Genomic DNA, 24,309 nt, shown 5'->3' with positions numbered 1-24,309 from the left:
CAGACACGCACGCGCCCTTGAGATGATCGGCGCGTGCGTGCTTCTGATGCGGCTAACGGGTGCCGTTCTTCGCGCGCTCAAGGAGCTTCGGAGGCGCGGCTTCGAAGTCGATCCACGGATTGTCGCCCAAGCACCCCGAGGCACGTGAGCTCACATCCTCATAGCGCATGACGAATTGCTCGGGGCCGTGGGCGTAGGCGACCACGAGACCATGCTTCGCGTCGAAGTAGCCACCGTGCGGCACCAGCCCCGGGTAGCTGATCCGCCACCCCTTGTCGGCTTCGGCGACCGCGCTGAACCGAACCTTCGCCACGCTCCCGTCTTCGAGAACGAAGAACCAGGTGTAGGGCCCGCCCGAGATGATCGTCATAACCTCGTCGATACCCTGACCGGCATCCGTGCGATTCACGTGCAAGCGTCCGAACTTTTTCATCAGGAACGCCACGGTGTCGGGGCCCAGAGCCTTCATGTCGTAGATCTTCGGATAGGGCGGCACCCCTTCCTCCGACGTGGTGAGAGATCCCCCGTCCTTCACCGCTGACTGCCGTCCCGCCTGATCGATCTCCCGGAGAAGAGCCTGGCGGTCGAGCGCGAAAATGGACAGCAGACGCCCCTGCTCCTGCGCATCGAGGCTCCGCATCCTGGATGTCTCGATAAGCGATCGGGCGCTTTCCGGGATCGGCACTTCCGAGACCCGGACACCGACCTTCAAGAGATGCGCGTTAACCGCGTCGAGACCGATGGCATCCGGGCGTCCATCACTGAACGACATGCGAACATATCTCGTCCCCTCGGGCTGCGGCTCGGCTTGCGCTGAAGGCACAAAGACGGTGCCGAGAAGGGCGACGGCCATGAGGCCTTGCTTGAAGAATGTCATATCAAATCCTCGCATGGGCCCCGCTTTCACTGGGGCACGAGATCTGATTTCGGTCTCGGCCGTCGAAATATTAGAGCAAGGCCAATGAAGACACTCTTCACCGGCAGTAGCGATAGGCGGGCTGCCTGTGCGAACGGCGAGCGGCCCCTGGCGGTCCTTCCAGTCGGAGCCCGTGTCGCAAGGCGTCCGCCTGGGCGGGCCGCGGCACAACGTCATGACGACGTGCGGCCCGGCTTCTAGCCGGCGGCACCGCCCCGCCGCGCGAGAATGGCGCGGGCGCGGATGCGGACTGGTTCGTCCACCATCGAGCCATCGACGGAAACGGCGCCAGCGCCGCTTGCCAGAACCCGCTCCGCCCAGGCGATCTCCGTCGCATCCGGCGCAAAGCCGGTGCGAATGGGGGCGATCTGCCGTGGATGGATGGCGAGCTTGCCGCCGAGCCCCAGCGTGCGGGCGCGGCGCGCGTCGTCCGCAGCCGCCGCAGCATCGTCGAGAGCGGTCGTGACCCCGTCGATCGGCGCCGGCAAGCCGGAGAGACGGGATGCCAGCACCAGTTCTGAACGGGCCGCGAGCAAGGCCTCGGGCACATGGGCGCAACCGAGATCCGCGCAATAGTCCACCGAGCCGAAGGCCAGCCGCGCCACCGCCGGATGGGCGGCGAGCGCGCGTGCGACGGCAAGCCCGCGCGCTGTTTCCATCAAGGCCACCACCGGCACCGGACCCACAGCGTCGGCCACGCGGCTCACGACGTTGAAATCCTCCGCCTTGGGCAGCAGGACGGCGGCCGGCTGGAGCCGCGCCACGGCGGCGAGGTCCGCCGCATGCCACGCGGTTCCGGCCGCATTCACGCGCACCAGAACCGGCAGGTCGGTGAAGGCGCAATTCATCGCGGCCCGCGCCGCCTCCTTCGCCTCGGCCGGCACAGCGTCCTCCAGATCGAGGATCACCGCATCGGGGTGCGCGGCGGCGGCCTTCGCGAAGCGCTCGGGCCGATGCGCCGGCACGAAGAGGGGGACGATGATGTCGGCGATCACCACGCGGCCTCCGCGCTCATGGCGACGGGGCCGCCGGGCCGGGCGGTCCAGAGGCTGAGCCCTTCGGCCGTTTCCTCCGCATGGAGCATCAGCGGCGCATCGTCGAACACGGGGGAGTGGCCCCGGAACGTGAAGCGCGCCGGCGGCGTGCCGTGGATGTCGGTCGCGAACCGCAAGAGCCAGGTGGCCTGGAGCGGACCATGGACCACGAGGCCGGGATAGCCCTCCACCTGCGTCACATAGGGATGGTCGTAGTGGATGCGGTGCCCGTTGAAGGTCAGAGCGGAATAGCGGAACAGCATCGGCGCGGAGGTGTCGGCCGGCCGGCGATGTCGTCCCTCGGGCGCGGGCGCAATCCCCGGAGCGGACGTCGCCGTGCGGCCGGCCGCGCGGTAGACGATGTCCTGCACTTCGCTGATCACCAGGCGTTCCCCCGACCAGATCTCGTGCCCGACGGCCACGAAGCAGAGGGAGCCGCTGCGGCCATGCTTCACCTGCACGTCCGTGACCGTGGAGACGCGGCGCACCTCGTCCTCCACCGCGATGTCGCCGGTGAACGCGAGGCTCCCGCCCGCCCACATGCGGCGGGGCAGCGGCACTGGCGGCAGGAACCCGCCGCGGGCCGGGTGCCCATCCGACCCCAGCGCACGGGTCTGCACCGCCGGCAGGGCGAGACACCAGTGCAGCATGCGAGGGGCCGCCGCGCCTACCGCCACGTCGCCGGGGTCGTCGTCGAAGGTGGCGCGGAAGCGGCGCACGAGATCCGCCGTGGCGCGCTCCGAGGCCTCCTCGCGCCGGCCGATCCACCGGCGCAGATCATCAATGTCGAGGGTCGCCGCATCCGTCATCGCGCCTTCTCCTCTTCAGGCGTGTGGGCACCAATGGCCGGCACCGGCCCATAGCTGCGCGGCGCGTCCACAAAGATCGGCCCCGGCGCGGGCAGGCGGACCGGACCGGCCGGCGTCTCCACGCAGATCCGGCGCAGGTGCGGATGGGCCGAGAGCCCGGCCATGTCGTTGATGAAGGCGAAGGCGACGCCGGCCGCCTCCACCCGTTGCGCCGCAAGGGCCGCATCGAGCGCGGCGAAGGCGTCCGCGACGGCGGCGTCGGTCTGCGTGCGGTTCTCGCAGCGGGCGATGTTGGTGGCGAAGCGCGGGTCCTGCGCGAACTCGGGCCTTTCGAGCACATGCCGCGCGAATGCCACCCATTCGCGGTCGCTTTGCACGGAGATCAGGATCTGCGACCCGTCGCGCGTATCGAACACCCCATAGGGGGCGATGGAAGGATGGGCGAGGCCCATACGGCGCGGCGGCTTTCCGCCCTCGTGCTGCAGCAGGGGGACGGTGAGCCATTCGGCCGTCACGTCGAACATGGAGACGCGGATGTCCGCCCCCTGGCCCGTTGCAGCGCGGGAGATGAGGGCTTCGAGAATGGCGGCATGGGCGCTCGCGCCCGTGGCGATGTCCACCACCGAGAAGCCGACGCGGGCCGGTGCCTCCGGTCCCCCGGTGAGCGAGGCGAGCCCGCTTTCGGCCTGGACCAGAAGGTCATAGGCCTTGCGGTCCGCCAGCGGGCCCTCGTCGCCATAGCCGGAGATGGAGCAGATGATGAGGCGCGGGTGGGCGGCCCTGAGTTTTTCCCGACCGAGGCCGAGGCGCTCCAGCGCGCCGGGCTTCAGATTCTGCACCAGCACGTCGGCACCGGCGATGAGCGCCTCCGTTTCCGCCCGGCCCTCCGGCGAGGCGAGGTCGATGGCGAAGCTCTCCTTGCCCCGGTTGAGCCAGACGAAATAGCTCGACTGGCCATTGGCCACGTCGTCATAGCCGCGGGCGAAGTCTCCCTCCGGGCGCTCGACCTTGATGACCCGGGCGCCGGCATCGGCGAGGCGGGCGGTGCAGAAGGGGGCGGCCACCGCCTGCTCGATGGCGACAACCACGAGGCCGGCCAGCGGCAACGGCGCCGGACGATGAGGAACCTGTTCCAATTTCGGCCTCGTCAGAACGAGCGCGGCAGGCCGAGCACATGCTCGGCAACATAGCTCAGGATGAGGTTGGTGGAGATGGGCGCGACCTGGTAGAGGCGCGTCTCGCGGAACTTGCGCTCGATGTCGTATTCGCAGGCGAAGCCGAAGCCGCCGTGGAACTGGAGGCAGGCGTTGGCCGCTTCCCATGAGGCCTTGGCGGCGAGATACTTCGCCATGTTGGCCTGGGTTCCGCAGGGCTGGTGGGCGTCATAGAGCCGGCAGGCCTCGAAGCGCATGAGATTGGCCGCCTCCACCTCGATGAAGGCCTCCGCGATGGGGAATTGCACGCCCTGGTTCTGGCCGATGGGGCGGCCGAACACGACCCGCTCGTTCGCGTAGGCAGTCACCTTGTCGACGAACCAGTAGCCGTCGCCGATGCATTCGGCGGCGATCAACGTGCGCTCGGCATTGAGGCCGGTGAGGATGTATTTGAAGCCTTGGCCTTCCTCGCCGATAAGATTTTCTTCCGGAATCTCCAGACTGTCGAAGAACAGCTCATTTGTCTCGTGGTTCACCATGTTGAGGATGGGTTGGACCGTCATCCCCCTGGTCATAGCCTCCTTGATATCCACGATGAAGATGGAGAGGCCTTCAGACTTCTTCTTCACCTGGTCGAGGGGGGTGGTGCGGGCGAGCAGGATCATCAGGTCGGAATGCTGGACGCGGGAGATCCAGACCTTCTGGCCGTTGATGATGTAGCGGTCACCCTTCTTCACTGCCGTGGTCTTGATCCGTGTGGTGTCGGTGCCGGTGGTGGGCTCGGTGACGCCCATGGACTGGAGGCGTAATTCGCCGGCTGCGATCTTCGGCAGGTAGCGGTTGCGCTGTTCTTCCGAGCCGTGCCGCACCAGCGTGTTCATGTTGTACATCTGGCCGTGGCAGGCGCCGGAATTGCCGCCCGCGCGGTTGATCTCCTCCATGATCACGGACGCCTCCGTGAGGCCGAGGCCGGAGCCGCCGTACTCCTCGGGGATCAGCGCCGCCATCCAGCCGGCCCTGGTCAAGGCATCGACGAAGGCTTCCGGATAGGCCCGCGCCTCGTCCACCTTGCGGTGGTACTCGGCCGGGAAATCGGCGCACAAGGCACGCACCGCGTCCCGGATCTCCTGATACTGGCCGCTGCCAACGGTCTGCATTGTCCCTCTTTCCTCCCTCGGCCGCACCCTTTGAAACCACAGGAACCGGCCTGCGGTCGATCGGCAAGGGGCCGACGACCTAAACCCGATATAAGCGGCAGGCATAAGCGGCGGACGGGCGCTTCATGTATCGCTGGCCGGGCGGCCGCAGCCCGCGGGGAAAAAGCATGGACGCGATACGACACTTCTCAAACCACGTCTTGGATGTCCGCCTCAAGGACCTGCCTGACATCGTCGTCACGAGTGCCAAAACGTTCGTGCTCGACAGCATCGGCGTCGGCATCGCCGGGAGCACCGGCCAGTGGGCGCCGGAACTGGCGGCGTGCGCCCCCGCCTGGGGAACCGGCGAGGACGCCCGCGTCTTCGGGCGCGCCGGCCGCTACCCGGACGCGCTGGCGGCTCTCATGAACGCCTACCAGATCCACAATTGCGAGTTCGACTGCCTGCACGAAAAAGCGGTGGTCCATGCCATGACGGCCGTGCTGCCGGCGGCGCTCGCAACGGCCGAGCGCTTGGGCGGGGTGGCGGGTCCGCAATTGCTGGAGGCCGTGATCGCCGGCGTCGATATCGCCTGCGCCATCGGCCTCGGCGGGACGCGCCCTATGAAGTTCTTCCGCCCGGGTGTCGCAGGCGGCTTCGGCGCCACGGCGGCTGCCGGCAAGCTCCTCGGCTTTGATGCCGCGACGCTGCAGAACGCTTTCGGGACCACATTTGCCCAGTCGTGCGGGTCCATGCAGGCGCATGAGGAAGGCACCATGCTTCTGGCCCTGCAGGTCGGCTTCAATACGAGGAATGCGTTGCACGCCTGCGCGCTGGCGGCCAAGGGTCTGCGGGCGCCCCAAGAGGTGCTGGAAGGTCGCTTCGGCTATTACGCTTTGTTCGAGGACGGCAGCGACCTCGGCCCCGTAGTGGAGAGCTTCGGCAAGGTCTGGCGCATCGCCGAACTGGCGCAGAAGCCCTTCCCCAGCGGCCGCGCCACCCACGGCGCCCTCGAAGCCATCGCCGGCCTCATGGCGCGCCATGCCTTCGGCGCCGATGACGTCGAGACCGTGCTCATCCGCCTGACGCCGGTGGCGCGCACACTCGTCGGCCGGCTGCCACGGGACGACATGGCGGCCAATTACGCCCGTCTGTGCATGGCCTATTGCGCCGCGCGGATGCTGGGCGGCGGCCGTCTCGACATGGAGGACTTCACCGCGCAGGCGCTGGCGGACGGAAAGAGCCGGCATCTGGCGTCGCGCGTTAAGATCGAGGCGCTCGATACCGCCAGCACTGACGCCTTTGCACCGGCCGAGGTGGAAATCGCGCTGAAGGATGGTCGCACGCTATCGCAGACGGTCGCGCACATCCTCGGCCACCCGCTGAAACCGCTGCCGCGCGAGGCGCACCTGGAGAAGTTCCGGCGCAATTGCCGCTTGAGTGCGACGCCGCTTTCGCCCGTTGCGGCGGAGCAGATGATCGCGGCGGTGGATGAGCTTGAAAGGGTTCCCGACGTCGGGATTCTCATGGACCTCGCGGCCGCGTCCTCCTGAAAGCCCGGGGGCGGTCGCCAAGGCGCCGCCCCCGCCGTCGTCAGACGGTCCGCGCTTCTTCACGCGAGGCACCGGCTTCCCGTGCGATATCCAGCAGGATGCTCACGTCGGGCAGGTCCTCCAGGTGCCATACGGCATCGAGCAGGCGGCGTCCGGCGCCGTCCGGGAGAACACCATCGGTGCAGTCCCGGAACTTGTCCTCCAGCTCGCCATCGCTAAGCGGATAGGCAGGCCCGCCGCGATAGCGATGGTCCGACATGCGGGAAATCAACGCGCCAGATTTCGTCACGACCTCGATCCGCGAGAGGATGCGATCATGGCCCATGGCGTCGATCTCGGGATCGAACTGTGCGCGCACGCGCCGCTGCATGGCCTGCACCTCGGGCGAGCGCACGAAGGCATCGGTGAACTCCGCCTTTCCAGCCGTGCCCCGCAGGATGATGGCCGACAGCAGGAAGGCCATGGAAAATTTGCCTTCCAACTCCGAGGTCGCGATCTCGTAGCGGATCGGATGGAGGATGTTGTTGGCGGCGAACAGCGTCACGCTTTCGATGTCGTCGGGCGTGAGGCAGTGCTCGGCCATCAGCGCTTTCATGGCGTCCATGGAGGGATGGGTGAGCACGCCACTGGGGTAAGGCTTGATGCTGATGCCCGGCGTGACCATCGAGAAGGGCTTGCCGAAACGTCCCATCACCAGTTTCGGCTCCCCGCCTCGGCCGGCCACCGCGAGGTAGCCCCACTTCGTATCGAGCGCCTCCGTGTTGAACGTAAAGCCCTCGCGCACGAGCAGCGCTGCTGTGACGCCGTTTTCGGCGGAGCGGCCCACGTGCATCGGCTTGCCCATCGTGCCGAAATTTGCCCGGATGCCCGCCGCCATGGACGCAGCACCACCGATCGCCTGGGCCGTCGCGACCGCATCAAACTTCAGGAGCTTCGAGGCCGCCACCGCCGAGCCGAACGTGCCGATGGTGCCGCTTGTGTGGAAGCCGAGGTTGTAGTGGTCCGGGTTGATCGCCTCGGCCACCTTGCACTCCACCTCCACGCCACCGGCGAAGGCGGTGACGAAGTCACGCCCACTGACCGGCCCGGCGATTTCCGAAACGGCCAGAGCGGCCGCGAGCGGCGGCACGGTGGGATGGGTCAGAAGGCCATAGGGGCGGGCGGGACCTTCGGCGAGCTGCGTGTCATCCCAGTCCATGGCATGGCCGGCGAGGCCATTCCAGAACGCAGCCTGAGGCGCCGAAAGGCGCAAGTCCGCCCCGACGACGCGCGCCGCCGGGGGACCGGCGTGACGTTCCAGGTAGCGGCGGGCCACATGCAGCGTCTCATGGGTGGTGCCGGCCAGCATCACGCCGAGGCCATCGACGATGCAGCGCCGGGCGATCTGAACGGCGTCCGGCGGCAGGTCCGCATAAGAGAGGTCGGCGGCGAAGGCCGATGCGTCCGCGGTGAGGGTTTCCTTCATGGCATTTCCTTTCAACGGCCGGACGAGTCGTCCCATGACCGTGCGAGATCGGTGGCTGTGGCCACGATTCCAAAACGGGCCTCGACGTTGCGCAGCGTGGCGTGGTGGAGGTCCATGTCCCAGGAGGCGCAGGCATCGCCAACGGCGCTCACGTAGTAGCCGTACTCGAACGCATCCCTGAGGGTGCTTTCCACGCACACGTTGGTGGACACGCCGCACACCGCCACCGAGGCGATGCCGCGCCCGCGCAACACCATGTCGAGATCGGTGCCCTTGAACGCGCTGTAGCGATGCTTGTGGATCACCACCTCGCCGGCGGCGGGCGACAGCTCCGGCACGAAATCCGCCCCCCGGGTTTCCGCGATGGCGATCCGGTCCGAAGCGTAAGTGGACCTTCGGCGCTGGGCGAGCCACGGCCCGGAGTCCGAGAGATGGCCGGGCAGCGTCCAGAAGCCCACATGGCAGACGAGAACGCCCGCCCTGCGCGCCGCCGCACGCAGCTCCGCAATCACCGGAACGATGGCCTGCGCCGCTCCGAGCGGCCGACCGGCGGCACTTGCCGCGAATCCGTCCACGCAGAAATCCTTCTGCATGTCGATGATGACGAGCGCCGTGTGGGGCGGTGCGAAGCGCTCGGTAAAGGATGCAAGGATGAGAGGCTCAGCTGCCGTCATGAGCGCACCTGTGTCGAGAACCAGTCGGCGATTGCGGATCCCGACATGAAGCAGACGTCCGGATTCCCCGCGAGCAGATCGACAATCCGCTCCAGGTAGACGAAGCGATGGGGCACGCCGATGAGGTGAGGATGCAGTCCGATGCCGAGCACCCGCGGCGCATGGCGGCCTGCCTCACGTGCGAGGCATTCGAGCGTCAGGCTGACGCGCGAGAACATCTCCTCGGAGCGGTGCCGCTCCACCGCGTAGATCACGCTGTCGTTGAGCTCCAGCGTGTAGGGCATGGCGATGAGTTCACCGGCCCGCGTCGCCATAAGGGATGGCAGGTCGTCCACCCCCCAGTCGCAGACATAATCGAGGCCCATCTCCGCAAGGATGTCAGGCGTTTCCGCACTCTCGCGCAGCCCCGGGCTGAGCCAGCCGCGCACCTTGCGGCCGCTTACTGCCTCAAGCCGGGCCAGCGACCCGCCCACCACGTCGCGCTCGTGCTCGACACTCTGGAGGCTGGCCTGGTGGATGCCGTGGCCGATGAGTTCCCAGCCGGCCTCGAGCACGGCCTCGACACAGGCCGGATATGCATCGGCGACACTGGCATTGAGGCTAGCGGAAGCGGCGATGCCGTGCGCCCGGAACAGGCGGAGGATGCGCGACATGCCGGCACGAAGGCCGTATTCGGCCCAGCAGAAGTTTGGCACATCCGGCAATTGCTCCACCCCGTGCGGAGGCGTGAGGATTTTGCGCGGCATGGCTTTGTCGAAGGGCCAGTATTCGATATTCACCACGAAATGAACGATGATCGGCCTGCCGTTCGGCGCCGTCAGGCGCGGACGTTGGTGGGCCATCACGTAAGGGATGCGCGGGTTCGCCATGAGACCCGCTTCGGTTCGATACATCAGATCTTCCTTCGGGGAGAAGCGCTGGCGGTGAACAGCAATTTGCGTTGGCCGACGCTTCGGCTGAGGTCGCGGGAACGCGCGTCACGGTCCTTGAAAAGGCGTATCGGCCGCGACCACAGCCCGATAGAAGGATTGGCATTCAACCAGTTATACGTTTTCTTGAAGGGTGCCCGGCGCAGGGCATGGCTTAAGCGGGACGCAGCAGCGCCCCGTCCCGAACGAGCGCCTGGGGGAGACGGTGGGCAATGGAACTGCGGCAGCTGCGGTATTTCGTGACACTCGCGGAGATCGGCAGCGTCTCCCGCGCCGCCGTGCTGATGGGGGTTGCGCAACCGGCCATCAGCCGGCAAATTCGGTTGCTGGAGGATGAGTTCGGTGTCGCCCTGTTCTACCGCACCGGACGCGGCATGGAGCTGACCGAGGCGGGGCACCTGCTTGCCGCCCGCGCCCCCACCATCCTCACCGATTTGCAGCAGCTGGAGAACGATGTGCGCGACCTGCGCGGCGTCGCCGACGGACAGGTGACGCTGGGCGTGCCGCCAACCGAGAGCTACTTCCTCGTCACCCCGCTGGTCCAGCGCCTGCGCCGCAGCCACCCGGGCATCTCTCTCAAGGTGCTTGAAGCCTTCAGCGGCCATGTGAACGAATGGCTCTCCGCCGGGCGCATCGACGTGGCGCTGTTCTACCGGGCGCCGCGCACCACGCATCTGGAAGCGGACGAGCTCGTCACGGAGCGGCTCTATTTCGTCGGGGCGCGCGGATCGCTCGGTGACGGACCCGCACTCGGGCTGGCGGACGTGGTGGATCGCGACTTCATCCTGCCGAGCCGCGCCCACGGCCTGCGCCTGCTGGTGGACGGGGTCGCGCAGGCCAAGGGCCTGACGCTGACAGTGCCGCTGGAGATCGATGCCCTCCTCACCCTGAAGGGACTGACGGAGGCAGGGGTCGGCATCACGATCCTTCCCCATCACGCCGTCGCGCGGGATGTCGAGGAGGGCAAGCTCGATGCGCGGCCGGTGGCCGATGTGGAACTGTCGCGCACGCTTCTCTTGGCGACCTCCACCCAGCACCCCCTCTCGCTCTCCTCCCGGGTCGTAGTGCGGGAAATCCAGGCGCTGGTGCGCGACCTTGTATCCAGCCGGCGCTGGGTCGGAGCCATGGTGGAGTGAAGGTCCCAAAACGATATTGGCCGACCTCGCGAAGAGGTCGGCCAATAAAAGGTGAGCACCGAAGCCGGTGCGCCCGCACCTAGAAGGGGACGTTTTCGAGCATCTCCGTCCAATAGGCGTGGCTGAGCCGGCGATCGAGAACGGGATCGACGAGCTCCACCTCGAAGCGCGCGGAAGACCTTATGCCCCCGAGCGCCGGCGGCGTGCCGCACATGAACAGTCCATTCTGCGGCAGCGGCGCGACCGCCTCGGCCAGCCTGGCCAGAAGAATGTGCGGATGGAGCATCTCCGCGAGGCTGTCCTCCTGATAGACGACGCGCCGGCCGCCCTCCTCGATGAAGCTGCGCACCACCAGACGGTCCCAATGGTCCGCGACCTCCTCCAGCGGCCACAGCCCCGCGCCGATGGGCTTCTGGCAGAGCTGCTTGGACAACGGGATGTCGATGGTTTCCGCGCTGCGGTCCGTATGGTCCGAGCCGACGCCGAGCCAGATACCATCGGGCAGGGCCAGGAGCACCGGCTCCACCTCGCCGGAGGTATGCGGGCCGATCACCTGGATCGTGTCGGCCCGCGTCGCGAGATTGGCCGTCAGCTGGAAGAACACGGGTGCCCTGTTGGGGCGACGCACGCCGATGGCCTCCAATTCTTCCAAATGCCGTTTCACCGAATCCGGGGTGCCCGTCAGCCCGCCGAGCACCAGCGCACGCGGCGTCACGCGCACGTCTTCCTCGCCCGTCCGGCGGGTCTTCCTGAAGTCGAGCATGGCCGGTCAGTCCTTCAGGGGACGGCTGGCGGTTTCCCGTGCCGCGAGCACCGAGACGATGGTGATGGCCAGCGTCGCCCAGATGTAGGCTTTCAGAGGCAGCGTGCCGGGGAACTCGCGGTAAAGCGTCGTGAAGACGAGGGGAGCCAGGCCGCCGCCTACCGCACCGGCCAGCGTGTAGGCGAGCGAGCAGCCGGTATAACGCACGCGGGTGACAAACTGCTCCGCCACGAAGGACGCCTGCGGGCCGTACATGGCCGAGTGGATCACCAGCGCGACGGAGATCGCGATGATGATGAGGAGCGGATCGCGGGTCTCGAACAGCACGAACAGAACGTTGATCCACAGCGCCGACGCGATGGCCCCCGCCACATAGACCGGCCGCCGGCCGATGCGGTCGGACAGCGCCGAGAAGGCGAGACAGCCAAAGCCGTTGGCGGCGACGCCGATCATCACCGCGCTGATCGCCACCGTGCGGTTCACGCCCAGCGACTGGGTCAGGTAGGTGAGGGAAAAGGCGATCATGAAGCCGAAGACCACGTCAGAACCGATGCGCGATCCCGCCGCCACCAGAAGGTTGCGCAAATGGCCGGTGAGCACCTCGGTGATGGGGGCCGCGGAGGTTTCACCGTCCTTCGACATCTGTTCGAACGCGCCGGTTTCTGGGACGCCGCGCCGGAGCCAGATGCCGAACGCGACCACGAAGAAGCTGAGCAGGAAGGGCACGCGCCAGCCCCAGTCTACAAAGCGTTCGTCGGAAACGAAAGCCGTGAACAGGGTCAACATGGCCGTTCCGGAGAAGATGCCGACCATGGCGCCGACCTGCGCCCAGGATGCCTGGAAGCCACGGTGGCGGATGCTCGCCTGCTCGGCGGTCAGCAGCACGGCGCCGGCCCATTCGCCGCCAAGTGCGACACCCTGAATGAAGCGCAGCGCGACCAGCAGCAGCGAGGCGCCGACGCCAAGCGTCGCATAGGTGGGCAGGAGGCCGATGGCAAAGGTGCAGGCCCCCATCAGCACCAAAGTGAGCATCAGCACGTCACGGCGGCCAAGCTTGTCGCCGAGTCGGCCGAAGATGAAGCCTCCGATGGGACGCGAGAGATAGCCGACCGCATATGTGGAGAAGGCGAGAATGGTCCCCGCGATGGGGTCGAACTGCGGGAAGAACAGCTGGTTGAAGATCAGCGCCGCCATGGTGTTATAGAGCGTGAACTCGAACCATTCGAGCGCCGTCCCGACCATGCTCGCGGCTGCGAGGCGAGAACTCCATTGCGATGGCCCTGCCGCCGCTGCACTTCTTCCTTTATCGACGTCCGATATCGTGGTCATGGATGCTCGTCCCCTGGATATTGCTCCCACCTCGGCTGACCGGATCGGCGCGATGCGCGGTGCTTTCGGGAGGCTCGGGCCGGGTCGGAGTCCGCTGGAAACGGCCTCTCTTTCGGCTCACGGGAACACTGTGATGCGATCGGTAGCCACGCAACGGCTTGCACAATCAACCAGATATAACCGAACGTTATCTGGGGGCGCTAGGCGCAGTATCCCTAGCCCTACTTGGGCCGCCCCGAGTCTCCTAGACGCCCTCGGCTTTGACTTTGTGCTGCCCTTCGAACTCGATGGGTGACAGCATCCCGTTGCGTGCTTGCGGGTGGGGTTGTAGAATATTTCGATGTAATCGAACACGTCCTGGCGTGCCTCGTCGCGCGTGCGGTAGGTCTTGCGGCGGATGCGTTCGCGCTTGAGCAAGTTGAAGAAGCTCTCGGCCACGGCGTTGTCGTGGCAGTTGCCACGAGGGCTCATCGATGGAGGCTTGGTTCAGGTACTACGACGAGGATCGGCCGCATCCCTCCGATCACGCTGCAGAACTCTGGCGCCCTCCAGCCCACCGCCGTGAGCAAGGCCGGAGACTCCAACGTCCGGCGCTCCCACGTGGTCTCGGATCAGGCGCCGATGACCTGCGAACGCTGACTGCCGCCGTCGCGAGCGACGGCTGGGTACTCCACGAAATTCACCATGGCGCCGAGATCGAGGGCGGTGCGGGTCATCAGCCGCGACACCGGGAACTCTGCAATCGGGTGGTGACAAGAGCGTCGGCGCAAGCCCGGCAAGTGCCCATCAGGCCGGTGCGAGGTCCAGGGCGGGCTTTAGCAGGGAATTGCGGATTCGCGCCACCAGCGGACCGTCGGCCTCGCTTCGCCGGCGGGCTTCGATCCAGCGCGGATCGGCCGCGAACGCCGTCCATTTTTCCTCGCGTTCCGTGAGGCTGAGCCACGCCAGCATGTAATGAAGGCTCTGGTCGTTCTCGCCGACCAGGGTAGTCCAGAAGCCAACCGGCCGGATTCCCGCCTCACGCCAGAGCGGCAGCGCATCGTCCTCGAACCTCCGCAGCACACGCGGCAGGCAACCGGGCATGCAATCGTAACACCTCAGCTCGTAGATCATGCCGGCTCCTCCTGCGAATAGCGCTCCGGCTCCGGTGCGCTCGGCATGCCGGGAAGGTCCACCAATCGACCCGCAAAGCAATCGCCGATGAGCTCGATTAGAGCCCGGACCGCAGGCAGCACGCCGTGGCTGGAGGCGAGGAGTGCGCTCACCTCGAACGTGCCGCCCGTCCAGCCGGGTAGGACGCGCACCAGATCGCCCCGCTGCACCGCGTCCTGGCCGCAAGACGCCGGCAGCAACGCCACGCCCATGCCCGCGCGAACCGACGACAGGACCGCGCCGAGGTCGCTGCTCACGAGGCGTGGTCCCAGGTCTAGGCCGCTATCCGCGATGCAGGCGCCCTCAAGGATAGTGTCCTGCCGCTCCCTCGCCGGGGTCAGCAACAATCGGCCCGGGGCCTCTGCGAAGACGAACAGCGGGCAGCCCGTCAAATCGGCGGGCCTCGTCACTCCTGCGTAGGTGGCGGCATGGCCGGCGCTTGCAAAGAGGTGGCGCGGTTCCGCCTTGAGGCGCCGTCGGACCATGCTGGAATCCTCCAGCGGCCCGTCGTGGGCGACGAGATAGACATCGGCGGTGCGCGCCCCCATTTCGTCCAGCCGCGACAGCATCCGCTGCTCGACGCGCACCTGGGGAAAGCGCGCCAGGAAGCCGGGCAACACGGTGCCAAGGCAGAGCGCGGCAGCAACCGGCGAACAGGCGAGGCGCAATGTGCCGCTCGGCGGTCCGAGACGGCTTCTGACCGCGGATTCGGCCGCCTGCGCTTCGGCGAGCATGTTGCGCGCGTGGCGATAGAATTCGCGACCCAATTCGGTGACAAGGAACGTGCGCGAGGAGCGCTGTATCAATCGGACTCCCAGCCTCATCTCCAGCTCCGCGACCCTGCGGCTGAGTTTAGACTTTGGAAGATTGAGTGCCTTGCTTGCAGCAGTAATTCCTTTGCTGTCAACGACCTGGGCAAAATAGAAATAATCGTTGAAATTGATCATCCGTATTCCCCGCCGGTCGTTGACCAACCTTGATTGTGCGCGGGTCCGCCGGGAGGGCGGGGCGCGCCTCTGGTCGCAACAGACTGTCATAGGTACTCACATTATGCAACTTTATATGATTTTTTGCATCATAGCACTATATTATGCATTCGTTTCATAGGAGCAACGATACGTTCCAATTTTGCCGGCTTTCGGTCGCCGCCGCCCGGTGCGAGGCTCAAATTCGGGTCGAGCGGCGGGACGCCGGACGGCCTTGAGCACAAGCCGGCCGGATCGCCCACACGCGGACCGCGCCTTCAGGGGACCACGAGGTCCTCTCCGGAGCACACGCCGATCAGCTTGCCGTGCGATTGGTCGGATCCGATCGGAACGTGCTCCAGACGATTGGAACGAGATATGTCGAGCCCACAACCCGACGGAAACATAGATCACGTCCGCTTTTTCCGGGCGCCGGACGACAACCGTACAGTGGCGATCTTCATCGGAGGCCGGTTCAATGCCTTCGACCGCTTCCCTCCGTTCATGGAGACGCCGGAGGAGATCCGCCACGTGCAGGAGGCCTACAAGGTGGCCGACCCCACACTGGAGCGCACCACCAAGGCGCACGTCACCGACAACGGCTGGCCCCTCCAGATCATCATGCTGGAGCGCCATCCCGGAGCCACCACCCTGCCCCACTACCACGTGCCCAACGAGGCGCTGCCACCGCTTCCGACACGCCATCAGATCCTGATCTGCCAGAGCGGCAGAGCGCGCGTGGGCATCTTCACCACCTCCGGCGCCGCGCTGGGGGATGTGTATCTGGAGCCTAACGATCTGCTGCTCATGGCCGAAGGGCACGAGGTGGAATTCCTGGAGCCCCGTACGCGGCTCATCGAGATCAAGCAGGGGCCGTTTCCCGGCACCGACGCCGACGACAAGGTCGATCTTCCGAGGGTAGCACGATGAAACTCGCGACTTTCAGCATCGAAACCGCGGTCGGGCCGGCTGAACGCTTCGGCACGGTCATCACCGATACCACGCCCGGCGGGGCGATCGGCGCCGCACGCGACGGCGCAGGATGGGTGGTGGACGTGAACGCCACCTTTGCCGCTCTGTCGCAAGCGGCCGGCAGGCCAAGCCCCTCGCTCAGGGCGGATGCGTTCCTGCCATCGGACCTGCGCGCCGCCACCCTACTCTACGGGCCCGCACTCGATCCGGTGCACGAGGTCGAAGCTTTCGTCGCCCGCCGATGGGGCGAGATCACCGCCGGAGAGCTGCGCGGACCGCGCGGTGAGACCCTCGCCCACCGGCTGGATCGGGTGAAGCTGCGCCCGCCCATCAAGGTGCCGGTGCTGCGCGACTTCGCGGCGTTCGAGGACCACCTGCTCGCCACCTTCGGCAAGATGGGGCTGAAGCTGCCGCCCGAATGGTACGAGCGGCCCTTCGCGTTCAAAGCCAACTCCACCTCGCTCGTCGGCCATGACGAAGACGTGCAGTGGCCGCGCTACACTGAGCGGTTCGACTTCGAGCTCGAGATCGCCGCCGTGGTGGGTCTCGCCGCGCGCAACGTCGATGCCGCCGAGGCCGGCGCGCACATCCTCGGCTTTACCTTGTTGAACGACTTCTCCGCCCGCGACACCCAGCGCGGCGAGATGGCCAACAATACCGGTCCCTTCAAGGGCAAGGACTTCGCTTGGGGCCTCGGCCCCTGGATCGTCACCCCCGACGAGTTGCCCGACGTCCTGCACACCGACATGCGGGTGCTCGTGAACGGCGAGGTCTGGGCGAAGTCCACGCCGGGCGACATGCAGTGGAGCTTCGAGGAGATGATCTCCTACACCTCTCAGGACGAGACCCTGAACGTGGGCGACGTTCTCGGATCGGGCACCGTCAACCATGGCTGCGGCTTCGAGCTGGAGAAGTGGCTGAAGGCCGGCGACGTGGTGGAGCTGGAGGCCGCGGGCCTCGGCGTGCTGCGCAACCGCATCCTGCCGCCCCGGCCGGAGAAGGTGAACTGGCGCACCGCCCGGGCGGCGGCCTGAAGCAGAGCGGGGAGGCTGCCATGCAGATCGATGCCGTCCATCCGCGGCCCGAGGCCGCCGACGAAATGCCCTACGCCCCGGCCGTGGAGGTCCGGGACTGTGCCGGGCTGCTGTTCATCGCCGGTGCTACCGCCTCCCCGCTCTACCACCGCCATCCCCATGTGCCAGAGGAGCACGAGCTTCCGCACGACATCAAGGAGCAGACCCGCATGGCCCTCGCCAATATCAAGCTGGTACTCGACGCCCGGGGAATCTCCTGGGACAACGTGGTGAAGATCACAAAATACGTCACCGACATGCGCGACATGGACGGGATGTACCAGGTGCTGGGCGAGCATTTCGGAACATGGCGTCCCGCCGGCACGCTGGTGGCGGTGAACAATCTGAGCGCCCCCGGCGCCCGGATCGAGCTCGACATGATCGCCGTTCTGCCGTCCGCTATGTGACGCCCGCGTGCCCGTCACAACAAGATTGCGAGGGACACCACATGACGCACATGCAGGCCGACGGGGAAACCCCGCCCCTCGTCTTGGTACGCGGTGTCGGCAAATCCTATCCGGGCGTGCGCGCCCTCCGTGGCGTCGATCTCGACCTGCGTCCCGGCGAGGTCCATGCGCTGGTGGGCGAGAACGGTGCCGGCAAGTCCACCCTAATCCGCATCCTGTCCGGAGCAACGCAACCGGACGAAGGGACCATCGCCCTTCGCGGCGCGCCCGTCACCTTCGCCTCGCCGCGTGCAGCACGCGACAACGGCATCGTCACCATCTTCCAGGAGCTCGCCATCGTGCCCGGCATGACGGTGGCCGAGAACATCGTGCTGGGCAACGAGCCCGCCGGCGGTCCCGGGCGCCAGCTCTACGACCGACGCGCGGCCGAGGCACTCGCCCGTGAGACCCTCGCCGCCTTGGGCTGCGAGAATGAGATCGACCCCCGCGCGCGGGCCGGCACCCTCTCGACCGGACAGAAGCAGATCGTGGAGATCGCCCGCGCTCTCGCGCTCAAGGCCCCGGTCATCATCCTGGACGAACCCACCGCGTCACTCTCGGGCAAGGAGGCGGACGCGCTGCTCGCCATCCTGCGCCGCCTGCGGACGGACGGCACCAGCATCCTCTACGTCTCGCACCGCCTCAGCGAGGTTCTCGAACTGGCTGACCGCATTACCGTGCTGCGCGGTGGCGCGCATGTGGGCACCCGGCCGACGTCGGCCTTCGGTGACCCCATGGACCTCATCGAGATGATGGTAGGCCGCCCCCTCGACGAGCTGTTTCCGCCGCGCAACAACGAGATCGGCGCGCTGGTGCTAAAGGTGAGCGGGCTCACCCGCGCCGGCGTGTTTCAGGACATCGGCTTCGACGTGAAGGCCGGAGAGGTGCTCGGATTCGCCGGGCTCGTCGGGGCTGGCCGTACCGAGATCATGCGCGCCGTGTTCGGCGCAGACCGACGCGATGGCGGTGTGATCGAGAAGGACGGCCGGCGCCTCGACATCCGCAAGCCCGCCGATGCCATCCGCAACGGCATCGCCTACATCCCCGAGGACCGTAAGGACCAAGGCCTCGTCACCAGCCTGTCCGGGCACGAAAACCTGCTGATGGCCTCGCTCGCGGATTATTGCCGAGCGGGCGTCGTCTCCCGGGGCCGAGCGCGCCGGGCGGCCGAGGAGGTCGCCCGGCGGTTGCAATTCCGCGGCCAACTCGCGAAGCCCGCGCGCACCAACTCCGGCGGCAACCAGCAGAAGATCGTCATCGGCAAGTGGATGCTGTCCCGAGCCGACGTCTTCATCTTCGACGAACCCACCCGCGGCATCGACGTGGGCGCCAAGGCGGAGATCTACCGCCAGATCCAGAGCCTCGCCGCGCAGGGCGCCGCCATCGTGGTGGTGTCTTCCGAGACCTCTGAGCTGGTGCACCTATGCCATCGCATCCTCGTCGTCTCGGCGGGGCGAATCGAAGACGAGCTCGTCTTCGAGGCATTCGACGAGCAGCGCATCCTCGCGGCCGCCTTTCGTGGCCACACCCTCCCAACCGCGGCGCACGCCAAATAACTCGCGGCGCAATCAACAAGACCAGAGTGGAACCATGCACACATATCGCGAGACCATCGGAGGGCACATGAGCACGGGATCCTGGCGGGAAAGCCTGGCCGGCCATCTGCGGGGGCGGGGAATGGAGCTTGCGCTGCCGATTGCGACGGTGGCCATGGTCGCTTTCTTCGCGGCATCGTCAGACGTCTTTTTCACCGGCCAGAACTTTCGCAACATCGGCATCGCAGCATCCGGGCTCGCCGCGGTGGCTTTTGGGCAGACCTTCGTCATCCTCACCGCCGGCCTCGATCTCTCGGTCGGCTCCATCGTCGCACTGGTGAGCGTGGTCTGCGCCTTCGTGATGCGCGAGTACGGGATCGCGCCGGGCATCGCCGCTGCCCTCGTTTGCGGCGCCGGCGTGGGCGTGCTCAACGGCTTCGTCATCACCCGCTTTCGCGTGTCGCCCTTCATCGCCACGCTGGCCATGCTCTCGGTAATGTCGGGGCTGGCGCTCAACCTCGCGGGCGGTGTGCCCATCCCGGGCCTGCCGCCCGGCTTCGGCCTCATCGCCTATCAGTCGTTCCTCGGCATTCCCGTGCCGGTCATCATCGCCGCGGTGACGCTGCTGGTGGCCGAGCTCACGCTGCGCGCGACGAGGTTCGGCCGCCACCTGCGGGCGGTCGGCGGGAACGAGGAGGCGGCGCGGTTGTCAGGCATTCCGGTGGAGAAGATCCGCATCGCAGCCTACGCCTTCTGCGGCCTCACGGCGGCCATCGGCTCCATCATCCTGACCGCGCGCGTTTCCTCCGGTCAGCCCACCCTCGGCGCGACGCTGCCGCTGGAATCCATTGCCGCGGTCGTGCTGGGCGGGGTGTCTCTGGCGGGCGGGCGCGGCTCGGTGGTCAACGTGGCGGTGGGGGTGGCCTTCATCAGCATCCTCGCCAACGGGCTCAACCTGCTCAACATCTCATCTTACACGCAAATGATGATCATCGGCTTCGCGCTGATCGTCGCCGTGGCGCTCGACCAAGCCAATCTGCGCCGAGCGTCCGGGGGTTAACGCCACCTGCCGACTGCCATAAAATCAAGCTAGGGGTGACACATGAAACTTGACCTGCTGCTGAAAGCGCTCGCCTGCGCCGCCGTTCTGGGCGCCAGCGGAGCGGCCCTCGCCGCCGATCCCAAACCGCTGATCGGCCTGTCAAAACCCAATCTGAAGGGCCCCTATCCCACCGCCGAACTCTACGGCGTCCTCGACGAAGCGAAGAAGGAAGGCTTCACCGTCATCGTCCAGGATGCGGGCGGATACAACAATATCGACAAGCAGCTCGACCAGATCTCCAACCTCGCGATCAAGGGCGTCAAGGCCATCCTGATCGATCCCAATGACCCGGCCGCGATGACGGGCGTCGTCCAGCAGGCGCGGGCACAGGGCATCTTCTTGGTGGGCGCCGGGGTGAACGTCATCGCCCGCGGCGTGGAGCCGGACGCCGCGGTCTCCTCCAGCCACTGCAACATCGGCAAGGAATTGGCCGCGGGGGCTAAGAAGCTGCTTCCCGACGGCGGTAAGGTCGGCGTGCTCGCCGGTCCCGCCGGATCATTCTGGGCTACCGAGCGCCTGCGCTGCTTCAAAGAGGCCATCGCTGGATCGAACCTGCGCATCATCGCGGAGATCGCCAGTGAGCAAGATGCGGCCACCTCGCTGACGCGAGCGAGCGAGCTCCTCCAGCGCAATCCCGATCTCGATCTGCTCTACGGCGCGGACGACGTCTACGGCGTCGGCGCCGCGCGGGCGGCCCGCAGCGCCGGGCGCTGCGGCAAGACTAAGGTTATCTTCGCCGTGCTCGGCGACGAGGCCGAAGAGATGATGCGCGCCGGCTGCGCAGACTACGTGGTCGCCCAGCAGCCGGTGCTGATCGGTCGCACGGAGGTGCGCGTCGTGCGCGACCTTCTGAAGGGCATCCGGCCAGAGCCGAAGGTGATCAACGTCCCGCTCATTGCGGTGACGATGGAGAACCTCGACAAGGTGCAGAAGGAGAATCTCCAGCCACCGAAGGGGTGGAGGCCGTGAGGCCCATCCACGTTCAAGGGAGCCGGCCAGCGCCGACGGCTGGCCGCAACAGTGAATCGGGCGCGCGAGAGGATCGATCCGTCTCCCGCGCCGTCGCGACCGGACCGAACGAGTCGCGGACGTAGCGAAACCTGGGGCCAGAGAGCATGAAGACCGCAACACCCGTGAAGGCGCGCAAAACCGCCATCGGCAAAAGCACCGCGAACGAGAGCACCGTCAACAAGGGCCCCACCAGCAAGAGCACCGCAAACAAGGCGTCGGACGCGAAGATGAAGCGTGCCGGCTCGCCGGTCGGGCGAGACGCCAAGCATGCAACAGCCACGCCGCCCGCACCTGCGGAGAGCACCGAGGGCGGCCTTGAGGCCGTGCGCATTGGTCGCCGCCTGCAGACGATGCGGCGGGCGCGGCGGATGACGCTCGCGGATCTCGCATCACTCGGCGACTGCTCGCCCAGCCTGCTTTCGCGCATCGAGAACGGGCGCCTGCTGCCCTCCCTCTCGGTACTGCACAAGCTGGTAGCAGGGCTCGGCACCTCCATGGCTTCCTTCCTCTCGGGGTCCGAGACGGAAGGCTGCACGGTGGTGCGCGCCGGCGATCGTAAGGAGGTGGCGCTCGACTACCTGGGCCTGCCACGCAGGGGCGTGCGCATCGAGCAGATTATCCCGCATTCCCCGGAACGCATGCTGCAAGGCAACCTCCTCACCGTCGCCGCCGGCCATGGCTCGGATGGGGAATATTTCCATGTGGGGGAGGAGGCTGGCTTCGTGCTCGACGGCTTCATCGAGCTGACCATCGAGAACCAGACCCATGTGCTGGGGAAGGGGGATTCCTTCTGCTTCCGCTCTGAAATCCCGCATTCCTTCATCAATCCAGGTCCGGACGACGCCGTGCTGTTATGGATCAACACGCCGCCCACTTTCTGATCGGTTCGAGGCCGCCAGCCGTGTCGAGACGTAGATCACGATGTCGAAGATCGCCCACCCATTGCTGACGCCCCACGAGCCCCTTCGCGTACCACCGAAGGTGTGCCACGGAGTAGCCGGGCGGGAGCGTCAGCAATGGGTGGCGAGATCCTCTACGACCCCGAAGGCTTGTCCGGCTGGGCAGCGGATGCGCTCATGGCCGCCCGCTCGGTTCATCGCCGATGAAGCACGACCAAATGTGGAGCCTTCTATTTCGCCATCGCCGCATCCCTCAATCTCACCGCCGCCTCCGATGCGCCAAGAGATACGCCATCACCAGCAGGACGAGTTCATCTTCAACGCGCGCCCTGAACGCGGCTTACGCCTGTTCTTCGAGCAAGGGCTTGACCGGCCCGACCAACACACCGAGAGCGATCGTGGCCACCAGGGCGGGATCGTCAAAGCTCGCGTCGGGCGCGCTGGCCAACATGGCTGAGACCGCGGCAACTATTCGCGTGCGCATGTGGGCAGCAAGAGCGGCGCCGCCGCGCTTCTCTGCGACGGCGTACAGTGCCTTGGCTTCCTCTGGATGGCGCAGCTTCGCGGAAAGGAACGCATCGACGAACGCCGAAGCCATTTCGTGCAACCGCTTGCTCTTGTGTTCGAGGCTGGCGCGCTCGACGGCGGCGGCAATGCCCTCAAGGTGTCGTTCCAGGACAGCGGCGAGCAGCGCGTCACGGTTCGCGATAGGATTGATAGAGACTGCCGACGGACAGTCCCCCGCGCTCGGCGACCCGGGTGGTCGTGCAGCGGCTCAGTCCCTCCTGAATCAAAACCTGAATGGCCGCGAGGTGCAGCGTCTCGACGGTGATCGCGGAACGCGTCTGGACCGGAGATTTTCTGGACTTCAGCGTCGTCGCCAGATCTCCCATGGAATGCGAATTCAATAGGTGAAGGATGCTTCATATATTTGCCCTGGGCAACTTCGAACAAGCATCAGGTCGATGGCCGCAACGTTCACCCTCGGCAGTTGCGTCGTCAGGCGGCTCGGCTACGGCGTCATGCAGCTTGCCGGCCCCGGTGCGTTCGGTCCGCAGGCCGATCATGCCACCGCGCTGGCCGTGCTGCGCGAAGCGGTCGCCTTGGGGGTGAACCATATCGACACCAGCGGCTTCTACGGCCCGCATGTCACCAACCGGCTGATCCGCAAGGCGCTGCATCCCTACCCGGACGATCTCGTCATCGCCACCAAGGTGGGTGCCCAGCGCGGACCGGACAGCTCATGGCGGCGTGCCGTCTCGCGCCAAGACCTCGTTCAGGCGGTGCACAACAATCTGCGCAACCTCGGCCTCAACGTCCTCGACGTGGTCAATCTGCGGGCCATGTTCGATGGGCATGGTCCGGCCGAAGGCTCCATAGACGGGCCACTCACCGCGCTCGCAGAGCTTCAGCGGCAAGGCCTGATACGCCACATCGGCCTCAGCAATGTCACGCCGGCGCAGATCGCCGAAGGACGCAAGATCTGCCAAGTCATTTGCGTGCAAAACCCCTACAATCTGGCCCACCGTATCGATGACGCCGTGATTGACGATCTCGCCGGCAGCGGCACCGCCTATGTGCCGTGCTTCCCCTTGGGGGGTCTCCCCCTGCAGTCCTCCACCCTGTCTGACGTTGCACAGAGCCTCAGCGCCGCTCCCCTGCAAGTCGCGATCGCCTGGCTTTCGCCGCGCGCCCAATATCCTGCGCATCCCCGGCACGTCGTCCGTCGTCCATCTGCGGCAGATTCTGGCGGCGGCCGCCGTCGACCCTCCCGAACAGGCGCTCGCCGCCCTGGCCCACACGTCGGCAAAGGCCGGCGAACGGGCGGATCAGTCTGCGGTGTAGGTTTCGGTTGCCGCAGCGTCGAGGTCGTCTTTATTTGCATCGTTCGCAGCACTCGCTCCGGCAGCGAACCATCCGCTGCGTGGCGCACACAACCCGCATTGGCGAGGATGCATCGGCAGGCGCCAACGCTCGGTTTCGACCTGAGGCGTCATTCTCGACGCGTATCTCTGAAATATCCCCCGCCCAATACTATCTCCATCCGCCGCCGCCTAACCTTCAATCGGCCCAAACGCGCAGGAAGAGCAACACGTCCTGGCGGGCCGGGAGGCGACGTTGATGAGTAGTGTGGATCGCCGCGCGTTCCTGAAGCAGTCAGCCCAGGTCGTGGGCGCTGCCACGGTCTTGGCGATGGAGGGGGCCGTGCCGGCGGCAGCGCACAGCGGATTGACAGATCTCACCGCGACTGAGGCG

The 24,309-nt window shown here is 66.6% G+C and carries 23 protein-coding genes and 2 pseudogenes; 10 read left to right on the top strand and 15 right to left on the bottom strand.

Annotated features, from left to right (window positions below):
* Positions 1 to 52: 52 nt before the first annotated feature.
* The 5 genes from V5F74_RS09330 to V5F74_RS09310 form a co-directional block, all read right to left on the bottom strand.
* A complete protein-coding gene (locus tag V5F74_RS09330; protein ID WP_029557401.1) occupies positions 53 to 877 on the bottom strand; it encodes a hypothetical protein in 825 nt (274 codons plus the stop codon).
* A gap of 236 nt (positions 878 to 1,113) precedes the next feature.
* Complete coding sequence (locus V5F74_RS09325) at positions 1,114 to 1,914, bottom strand: HpcH/HpaI aldolase/citrate lyase family protein (RefSeq protein ID WP_197022991.1); 801 nt, start codon at positions 1,912 to 1,914, stop codon at positions 1,114 to 1,116.
* Positions 1,908 to 2,759 carry an FAS1-like dehydratase domain-containing protein gene (locus V5F74_RS09320; RefSeq protein WP_029557399.1) on the bottom strand — a complete coding sequence of 284 codons (852 nt, stop codon included), beginning with the start codon at positions 2,757 to 2,759 and terminating at the stop codon, positions 1,908 to 1,910. The genes V5F74_RS09325 and V5F74_RS09320 overlap by 7 nt, the downstream gene beginning before the upstream one ends.
* Entirely contained in the window at positions 2,756 to 3,895 is a 1,140-nt protein-coding gene (locus V5F74_RS09315) for a CaiB/BaiF CoA transferase family protein (RefSeq protein ID WP_394007617.1), read from the bottom strand. Before V5F74_RS09315 ends, V5F74_RS09320 begins: the two co-directional genes overlap by 4 nt.
* A gap of 11 nt (positions 3,896 to 3,906) precedes the next feature.
* Complete coding sequence (locus tag V5F74_RS09310; protein WP_394007615.1) at positions 3,907 to 5,070, bottom strand: acyl-CoA dehydrogenase family protein; 1,164 nt, start codon at positions 5,068 to 5,070, stop codon at positions 3,907 to 3,909.
* Positions 5,071 to 5,237: 167 nt separating this feature from the next.
* Between V5F74_RS09310 and V5F74_RS09305 the strand changes: the two genes are divergently transcribed.
* Positions 5,238 to 6,602, top strand: a complete 1,365-nt coding sequence (locus V5F74_RS09305) for an MmgE/PrpD family protein (protein ID WP_394007613.1) — start codon at positions 5,238 to 5,240, stop codon at positions 6,600 to 6,602.
* A gap of 40 nt (positions 6,603 to 6,642) precedes the next feature.
* On the opposite strand, the gene V5F74_RS09300 is transcribed toward V5F74_RS09305, so the two are convergent.
* Genes V5F74_RS09300 through V5F74_RS09290 form a run of 3 tightly spaced genes read right to left on the bottom strand, consistent with a single transcriptional unit; the run spans position 6,643 to position 9,610 of the window.
* On the bottom strand, positions 6,643 to 8,067 hold the full coding sequence (locus V5F74_RS09300; protein WP_394007611.1) for an MmgE/PrpD family protein: 1,425 nt from the start codon (positions 8,065 to 8,067) through the stop codon (positions 6,643 to 6,645).
* An 11-nt stretch (positions 8,068 to 8,078) separates the two neighbouring features.
* Positions 8,079 to 8,741, bottom strand: coding sequence for a cysteine hydrolase family protein (locus V5F74_RS09295; protein ID WP_394007609.1), 663 nt, complete (start codon positions 8,739 to 8,741; stop codon positions 8,079 to 8,081).
* Positions 8,738 to 9,610, bottom strand: a complete 873-nt coding sequence (locus tag V5F74_RS09290) for a polysaccharide deacetylase family protein (RefSeq protein ID WP_250168030.1) — start codon at positions 9,608 to 9,610, stop codon at positions 8,738 to 8,740. The genes V5F74_RS09295 and V5F74_RS09290 overlap by 4 nt, the downstream gene beginning before the upstream one ends.
* A gap of 272 nt (positions 9,611 to 9,882) precedes the next feature.
* Between V5F74_RS09290 and V5F74_RS09285 the strand changes: the two genes are divergently transcribed.
* A complete protein-coding gene (locus tag V5F74_RS09285) occupies positions 9,883 to 10,806 on the top strand; it encodes a LysR family transcriptional regulator (RefSeq protein WP_394007607.1) in 924 nt (307 codons plus the stop codon).
* A 79-nt stretch (positions 10,807 to 10,885) separates the two neighbouring features.
* On the opposite strand, the gene V5F74_RS09280 is transcribed toward V5F74_RS09285, so the two are convergent.
* The 5 genes and pseudogenes from V5F74_RS09280 to V5F74_RS09260 form a co-directional block, all read right to left on the bottom strand.
* Positions 10,886 to 11,569, bottom strand: coding sequence for a DUF2848 domain-containing protein (locus tag V5F74_RS09280; protein ID WP_029557391.1), 684 nt, complete (start codon positions 11,567 to 11,569; stop codon positions 10,886 to 10,888).
* Between the two features lie 6 nt (positions 11,570 to 11,575).
* Positions 11,576 to 12,811 (bottom strand): MFS transporter, encoded by a 1,236-nt coding sequence (locus V5F74_RS09275; RefSeq protein ID WP_197022989.1) that lies wholly within the window; start codon positions 12,809 to 12,811, stop codon positions 11,576 to 11,578.
* Positions 12,812 to 13,142: 331 nt separating this feature from the next.
* Positions 13,143 to 13,372, bottom strand: a pseudogene (locus V5F74_RS09270) (IS3 family transposase); the annotation flags it as partial.
* Between the two features lie 312 nt (positions 13,373 to 13,684).
* Positions 13,685 to 14,011, bottom strand: a complete 327-nt coding sequence (locus tag V5F74_RS09265) for an NIPSNAP family protein (RefSeq protein ID WP_029557389.1) — start codon at positions 14,009 to 14,011, stop codon at positions 13,685 to 13,687.
* Positions 14,008 to 14,997: a LysR substrate-binding domain-containing protein gene (locus V5F74_RS09260; RefSeq protein ID WP_394007604.1), complete on the bottom strand. Its 990-nt coding sequence runs from the start codon at positions 14,995 to 14,997 to the stop codon at positions 14,008 to 14,010. The genes V5F74_RS09265 and V5F74_RS09260 overlap by 4 nt, the downstream gene beginning before the upstream one ends.
* Positions 14,998 to 15,465: 468 nt before the next feature.
* On the opposite strand from V5F74_RS09260, the gene V5F74_RS09255 reads away from it, so the two are divergent.
* The 7 genes from V5F74_RS09255 (at position 15,466) to V5F74_RS09225 (ending at position 22,035) form a co-directional block, all read left to right on the top strand.
* Positions 15,466 to 15,945, top strand: coding sequence for a hypothetical protein (locus V5F74_RS09255; RefSeq protein ID WP_250168032.1), 480 nt, complete (start codon positions 15,466 to 15,468; stop codon positions 15,943 to 15,945).
* Positions 15,942 to 17,021 carry a fumarylacetoacetate hydrolase family protein gene (locus tag V5F74_RS09250; protein ID WP_250168033.1) on the top strand — a complete coding sequence of 360 codons (1,080 nt, stop codon included), beginning with the start codon at positions 15,942 to 15,944 and terminating at the stop codon, positions 17,019 to 17,021. The genes V5F74_RS09255 and V5F74_RS09250 overlap by 4 nt, the downstream gene beginning before the upstream one ends.
* Before the next feature lie 20 nt (positions 17,022 to 17,041).
* Positions 17,042 to 17,467: a RidA family protein gene (locus V5F74_RS09245; RefSeq protein ID WP_394007602.1), complete on the top strand. Its 426-nt coding sequence runs from the start codon at positions 17,042 to 17,044 to the stop codon at positions 17,465 to 17,467.
* Positions 17,468 to 17,508: 41 nt separating this feature from the next.
* Entirely contained in the window at positions 17,509 to 19,062 is a 1,554-nt protein-coding gene (locus V5F74_RS09240) for a sugar ABC transporter ATP-binding protein (protein WP_250168035.1), read from the top strand.
* Between the two features lie 67 nt (positions 19,063 to 19,129).
* Positions 19,130 to 20,101, top strand: a complete 972-nt coding sequence (locus V5F74_RS09235) for an ABC transporter permease (protein ID WP_250168036.1) — start codon at positions 19,130 to 19,132, stop codon at positions 20,099 to 20,101.
* A gap of 42 nt (positions 20,102 to 20,143) precedes the next feature.
* A complete protein-coding gene (locus tag V5F74_RS09230) occupies positions 20,144 to 21,112 on the top strand; it encodes a sugar ABC transporter substrate-binding protein (protein WP_394007599.1) in 969 nt (322 codons plus the stop codon).
* 146 nt (positions 21,113 to 21,258) lie between these two features.
* The gene (locus V5F74_RS09225; protein WP_394007597.1) at positions 21,259 to 22,035 is read left to right on the top strand and encodes a cupin domain-containing protein; all 777 of its coding nucleotides are present in this window, start codon (positions 21,259 to 21,261) and stop codon (positions 22,033 to 22,035) included.
* Positions 22,036 to 22,393: 358 nt separating this feature from the next.
* Here the strand turns inward: V5F74_RS09225 and V5F74_RS09220 are convergent, their stop codons facing one another.
* Positions 22,394 to 22,651, bottom strand: a complete 258-nt coding sequence (locus V5F74_RS09220) for a hypothetical protein (protein ID WP_394007595.1) — start codon at positions 22,649 to 22,651, stop codon at positions 22,394 to 22,396.
* A 97-nt stretch (positions 22,652 to 22,748) separates the two neighbouring features.
* Positions 22,749 to 22,946: a hypothetical protein gene (locus tag V5F74_RS09215; RefSeq protein WP_394007593.1), complete on the bottom strand. Its 198-nt coding sequence runs from the start codon at positions 22,944 to 22,946 to the stop codon at positions 22,749 to 22,751.
* 72 nt (positions 22,947 to 23,018) lie between these two features.
* On the opposite strand from V5F74_RS09215, the pseudogene V5F74_RS09210 reads away from it, so the two are divergent.
* Positions 23,019 to 23,898 (top strand): annotated as a pseudogene (locus V5F74_RS09210) (oxidoreductase).
* Positions 23,899 to 24,309 lie beyond the last annotated feature (411 nt).

Source organism: Xanthobacter aminoxidans (assembly GCF_043193615.1).
Classification (GTDB): domain Bacteria; phylum Pseudomonadota; class Alphaproteobacteria; order Rhizobiales; family Xanthobacteraceae; genus Xanthobacter; species Xanthobacter aminoxidans.
The sequence above is the reverse complement of the archived record's forward strand: the minus strand, read 5'-3'. Positions and strand labels throughout refer to the sequence as shown.

Bases quoted from the DNA above. Each gene is read 5' to 3' on its own strand.
- V5F74_RS09235 (WP_250168036.1), top strand. From the start codon at position 19,130: ATGAGCACGGGATCCTGGCGGGAAAGCCTGGCCGGCCATCTGCGGGGG.
- V5F74_RS09220 (WP_394007595.1), bottom strand. From the start codon at position 22,651: ATGGCTTCGGCGTTCGTCGATGCGTTCCTTTCCGCGAAGCTGCGCCAT.
- V5F74_RS09280 (WP_029557391.1), bottom strand. From the start codon at position 11,569: ATGCTCGACTTCAGGAAGACCCGCCGGACGGGCGAGGAAGACGTGCGC.
- V5F74_RS09265 (WP_029557389.1), bottom strand. From the start codon at position 14,011: ATGATCTACGAGCTGAGGTGTTACGATTGCATGCCCGGTTGCCTGCCG.
- V5F74_RS09245 (WP_394007602.1), top strand. From the start codon at position 17,042: ATGCAGATCGATGCCGTCCATCCGCGGCCCGAGGCCGCCGACGAAATG.
- V5F74_RS09330 (WP_029557401.1), bottom strand. From the start codon at position 877: ATGACATTCTTCAAGCAAGGCCTCATGGCCGTCGCCCTTCTCGGCACC.
- V5F74_RS09295 (WP_394007609.1), bottom strand. From the start codon at position 8,741: ATGACGGCAGCTGAGCCTCTCATCCTTGCATCCTTTACCGAGCGCTTC.
- V5F74_RS09285 (WP_394007607.1), top strand. From the start codon at position 9,883: ATGGAACTGCGGCAGCTGCGGTATTTCGTGACACTCGCGGAGATCGGC.
- V5F74_RS09250 (WP_250168033.1), top strand. From the start codon at position 15,942: ATGAAACTCGCGACTTTCAGCATCGAAACCGCGGTCGGGCCGGCTGAA.
- V5F74_RS09290 (WP_250168030.1), bottom strand. From the start codon at position 9,610: ATGGCGAACCCGCGCATCCCTTACGTGATGGCCCACCAACGTCCGCGC.
- V5F74_RS09305 (WP_394007613.1), top strand. From the start codon at position 5,238: ATGGACGCGATACGACACTTCTCAAACCACGTCTTGGATGTCCGCCTC.
- V5F74_RS09230 (WP_394007599.1), top strand. From the start codon at position 20,144: ATGAAACTTGACCTGCTGCTGAAAGCGCTCGCCTGCGCCGCCGTTCTG.
- V5F74_RS09240 (WP_250168035.1), top strand. From the start codon at position 17,509: ATGACGCACATGCAGGCCGACGGGGAAACCCCGCCCCTCGTCTTGGTA.
- V5F74_RS09215 (WP_394007593.1), bottom strand. From the start codon at position 22,946: ATGGGAGATCTGGCGACGACGCTGAAGTCCAGAAAATCTCCGGTCCAG.
- V5F74_RS09275 (WP_197022989.1), bottom strand. From the start codon at position 12,811: ATGGTCGGGACGGCGCTCGAATGGTTCGAGTTCACGCTCTATAACACC.
- V5F74_RS09320 (WP_029557399.1), bottom strand. From the start codon at position 2,759: ATGACGGATGCGGCGACCCTCGACATTGATGATCTGCGCCGGTGGATC.
- V5F74_RS09300 (WP_394007611.1), bottom strand. From the start codon at position 8,067: ATGAAGGAAACCCTCACCGCGGACGCATCGGCCTTCGCCGCCGACCTC.
- V5F74_RS09310 (WP_394007615.1), bottom strand. From the start codon at position 5,070: ATGCAGACCGTTGGCAGCGGCCAGTATCAGGAGATCCGGGACGCGGTG.
- V5F74_RS09260 (WP_394007604.1), bottom strand. From the start codon at position 14,997: ATGATCAATTTCAACGATTATTTCTATTTTGCCCAGGTCGTTGACAGC.
- V5F74_RS09225 (WP_394007597.1), top strand. From the start codon at position 21,259: ATGAAGACCGCAACACCCGTGAAGGCGCGCAAAACCGCCATCGGCAAA.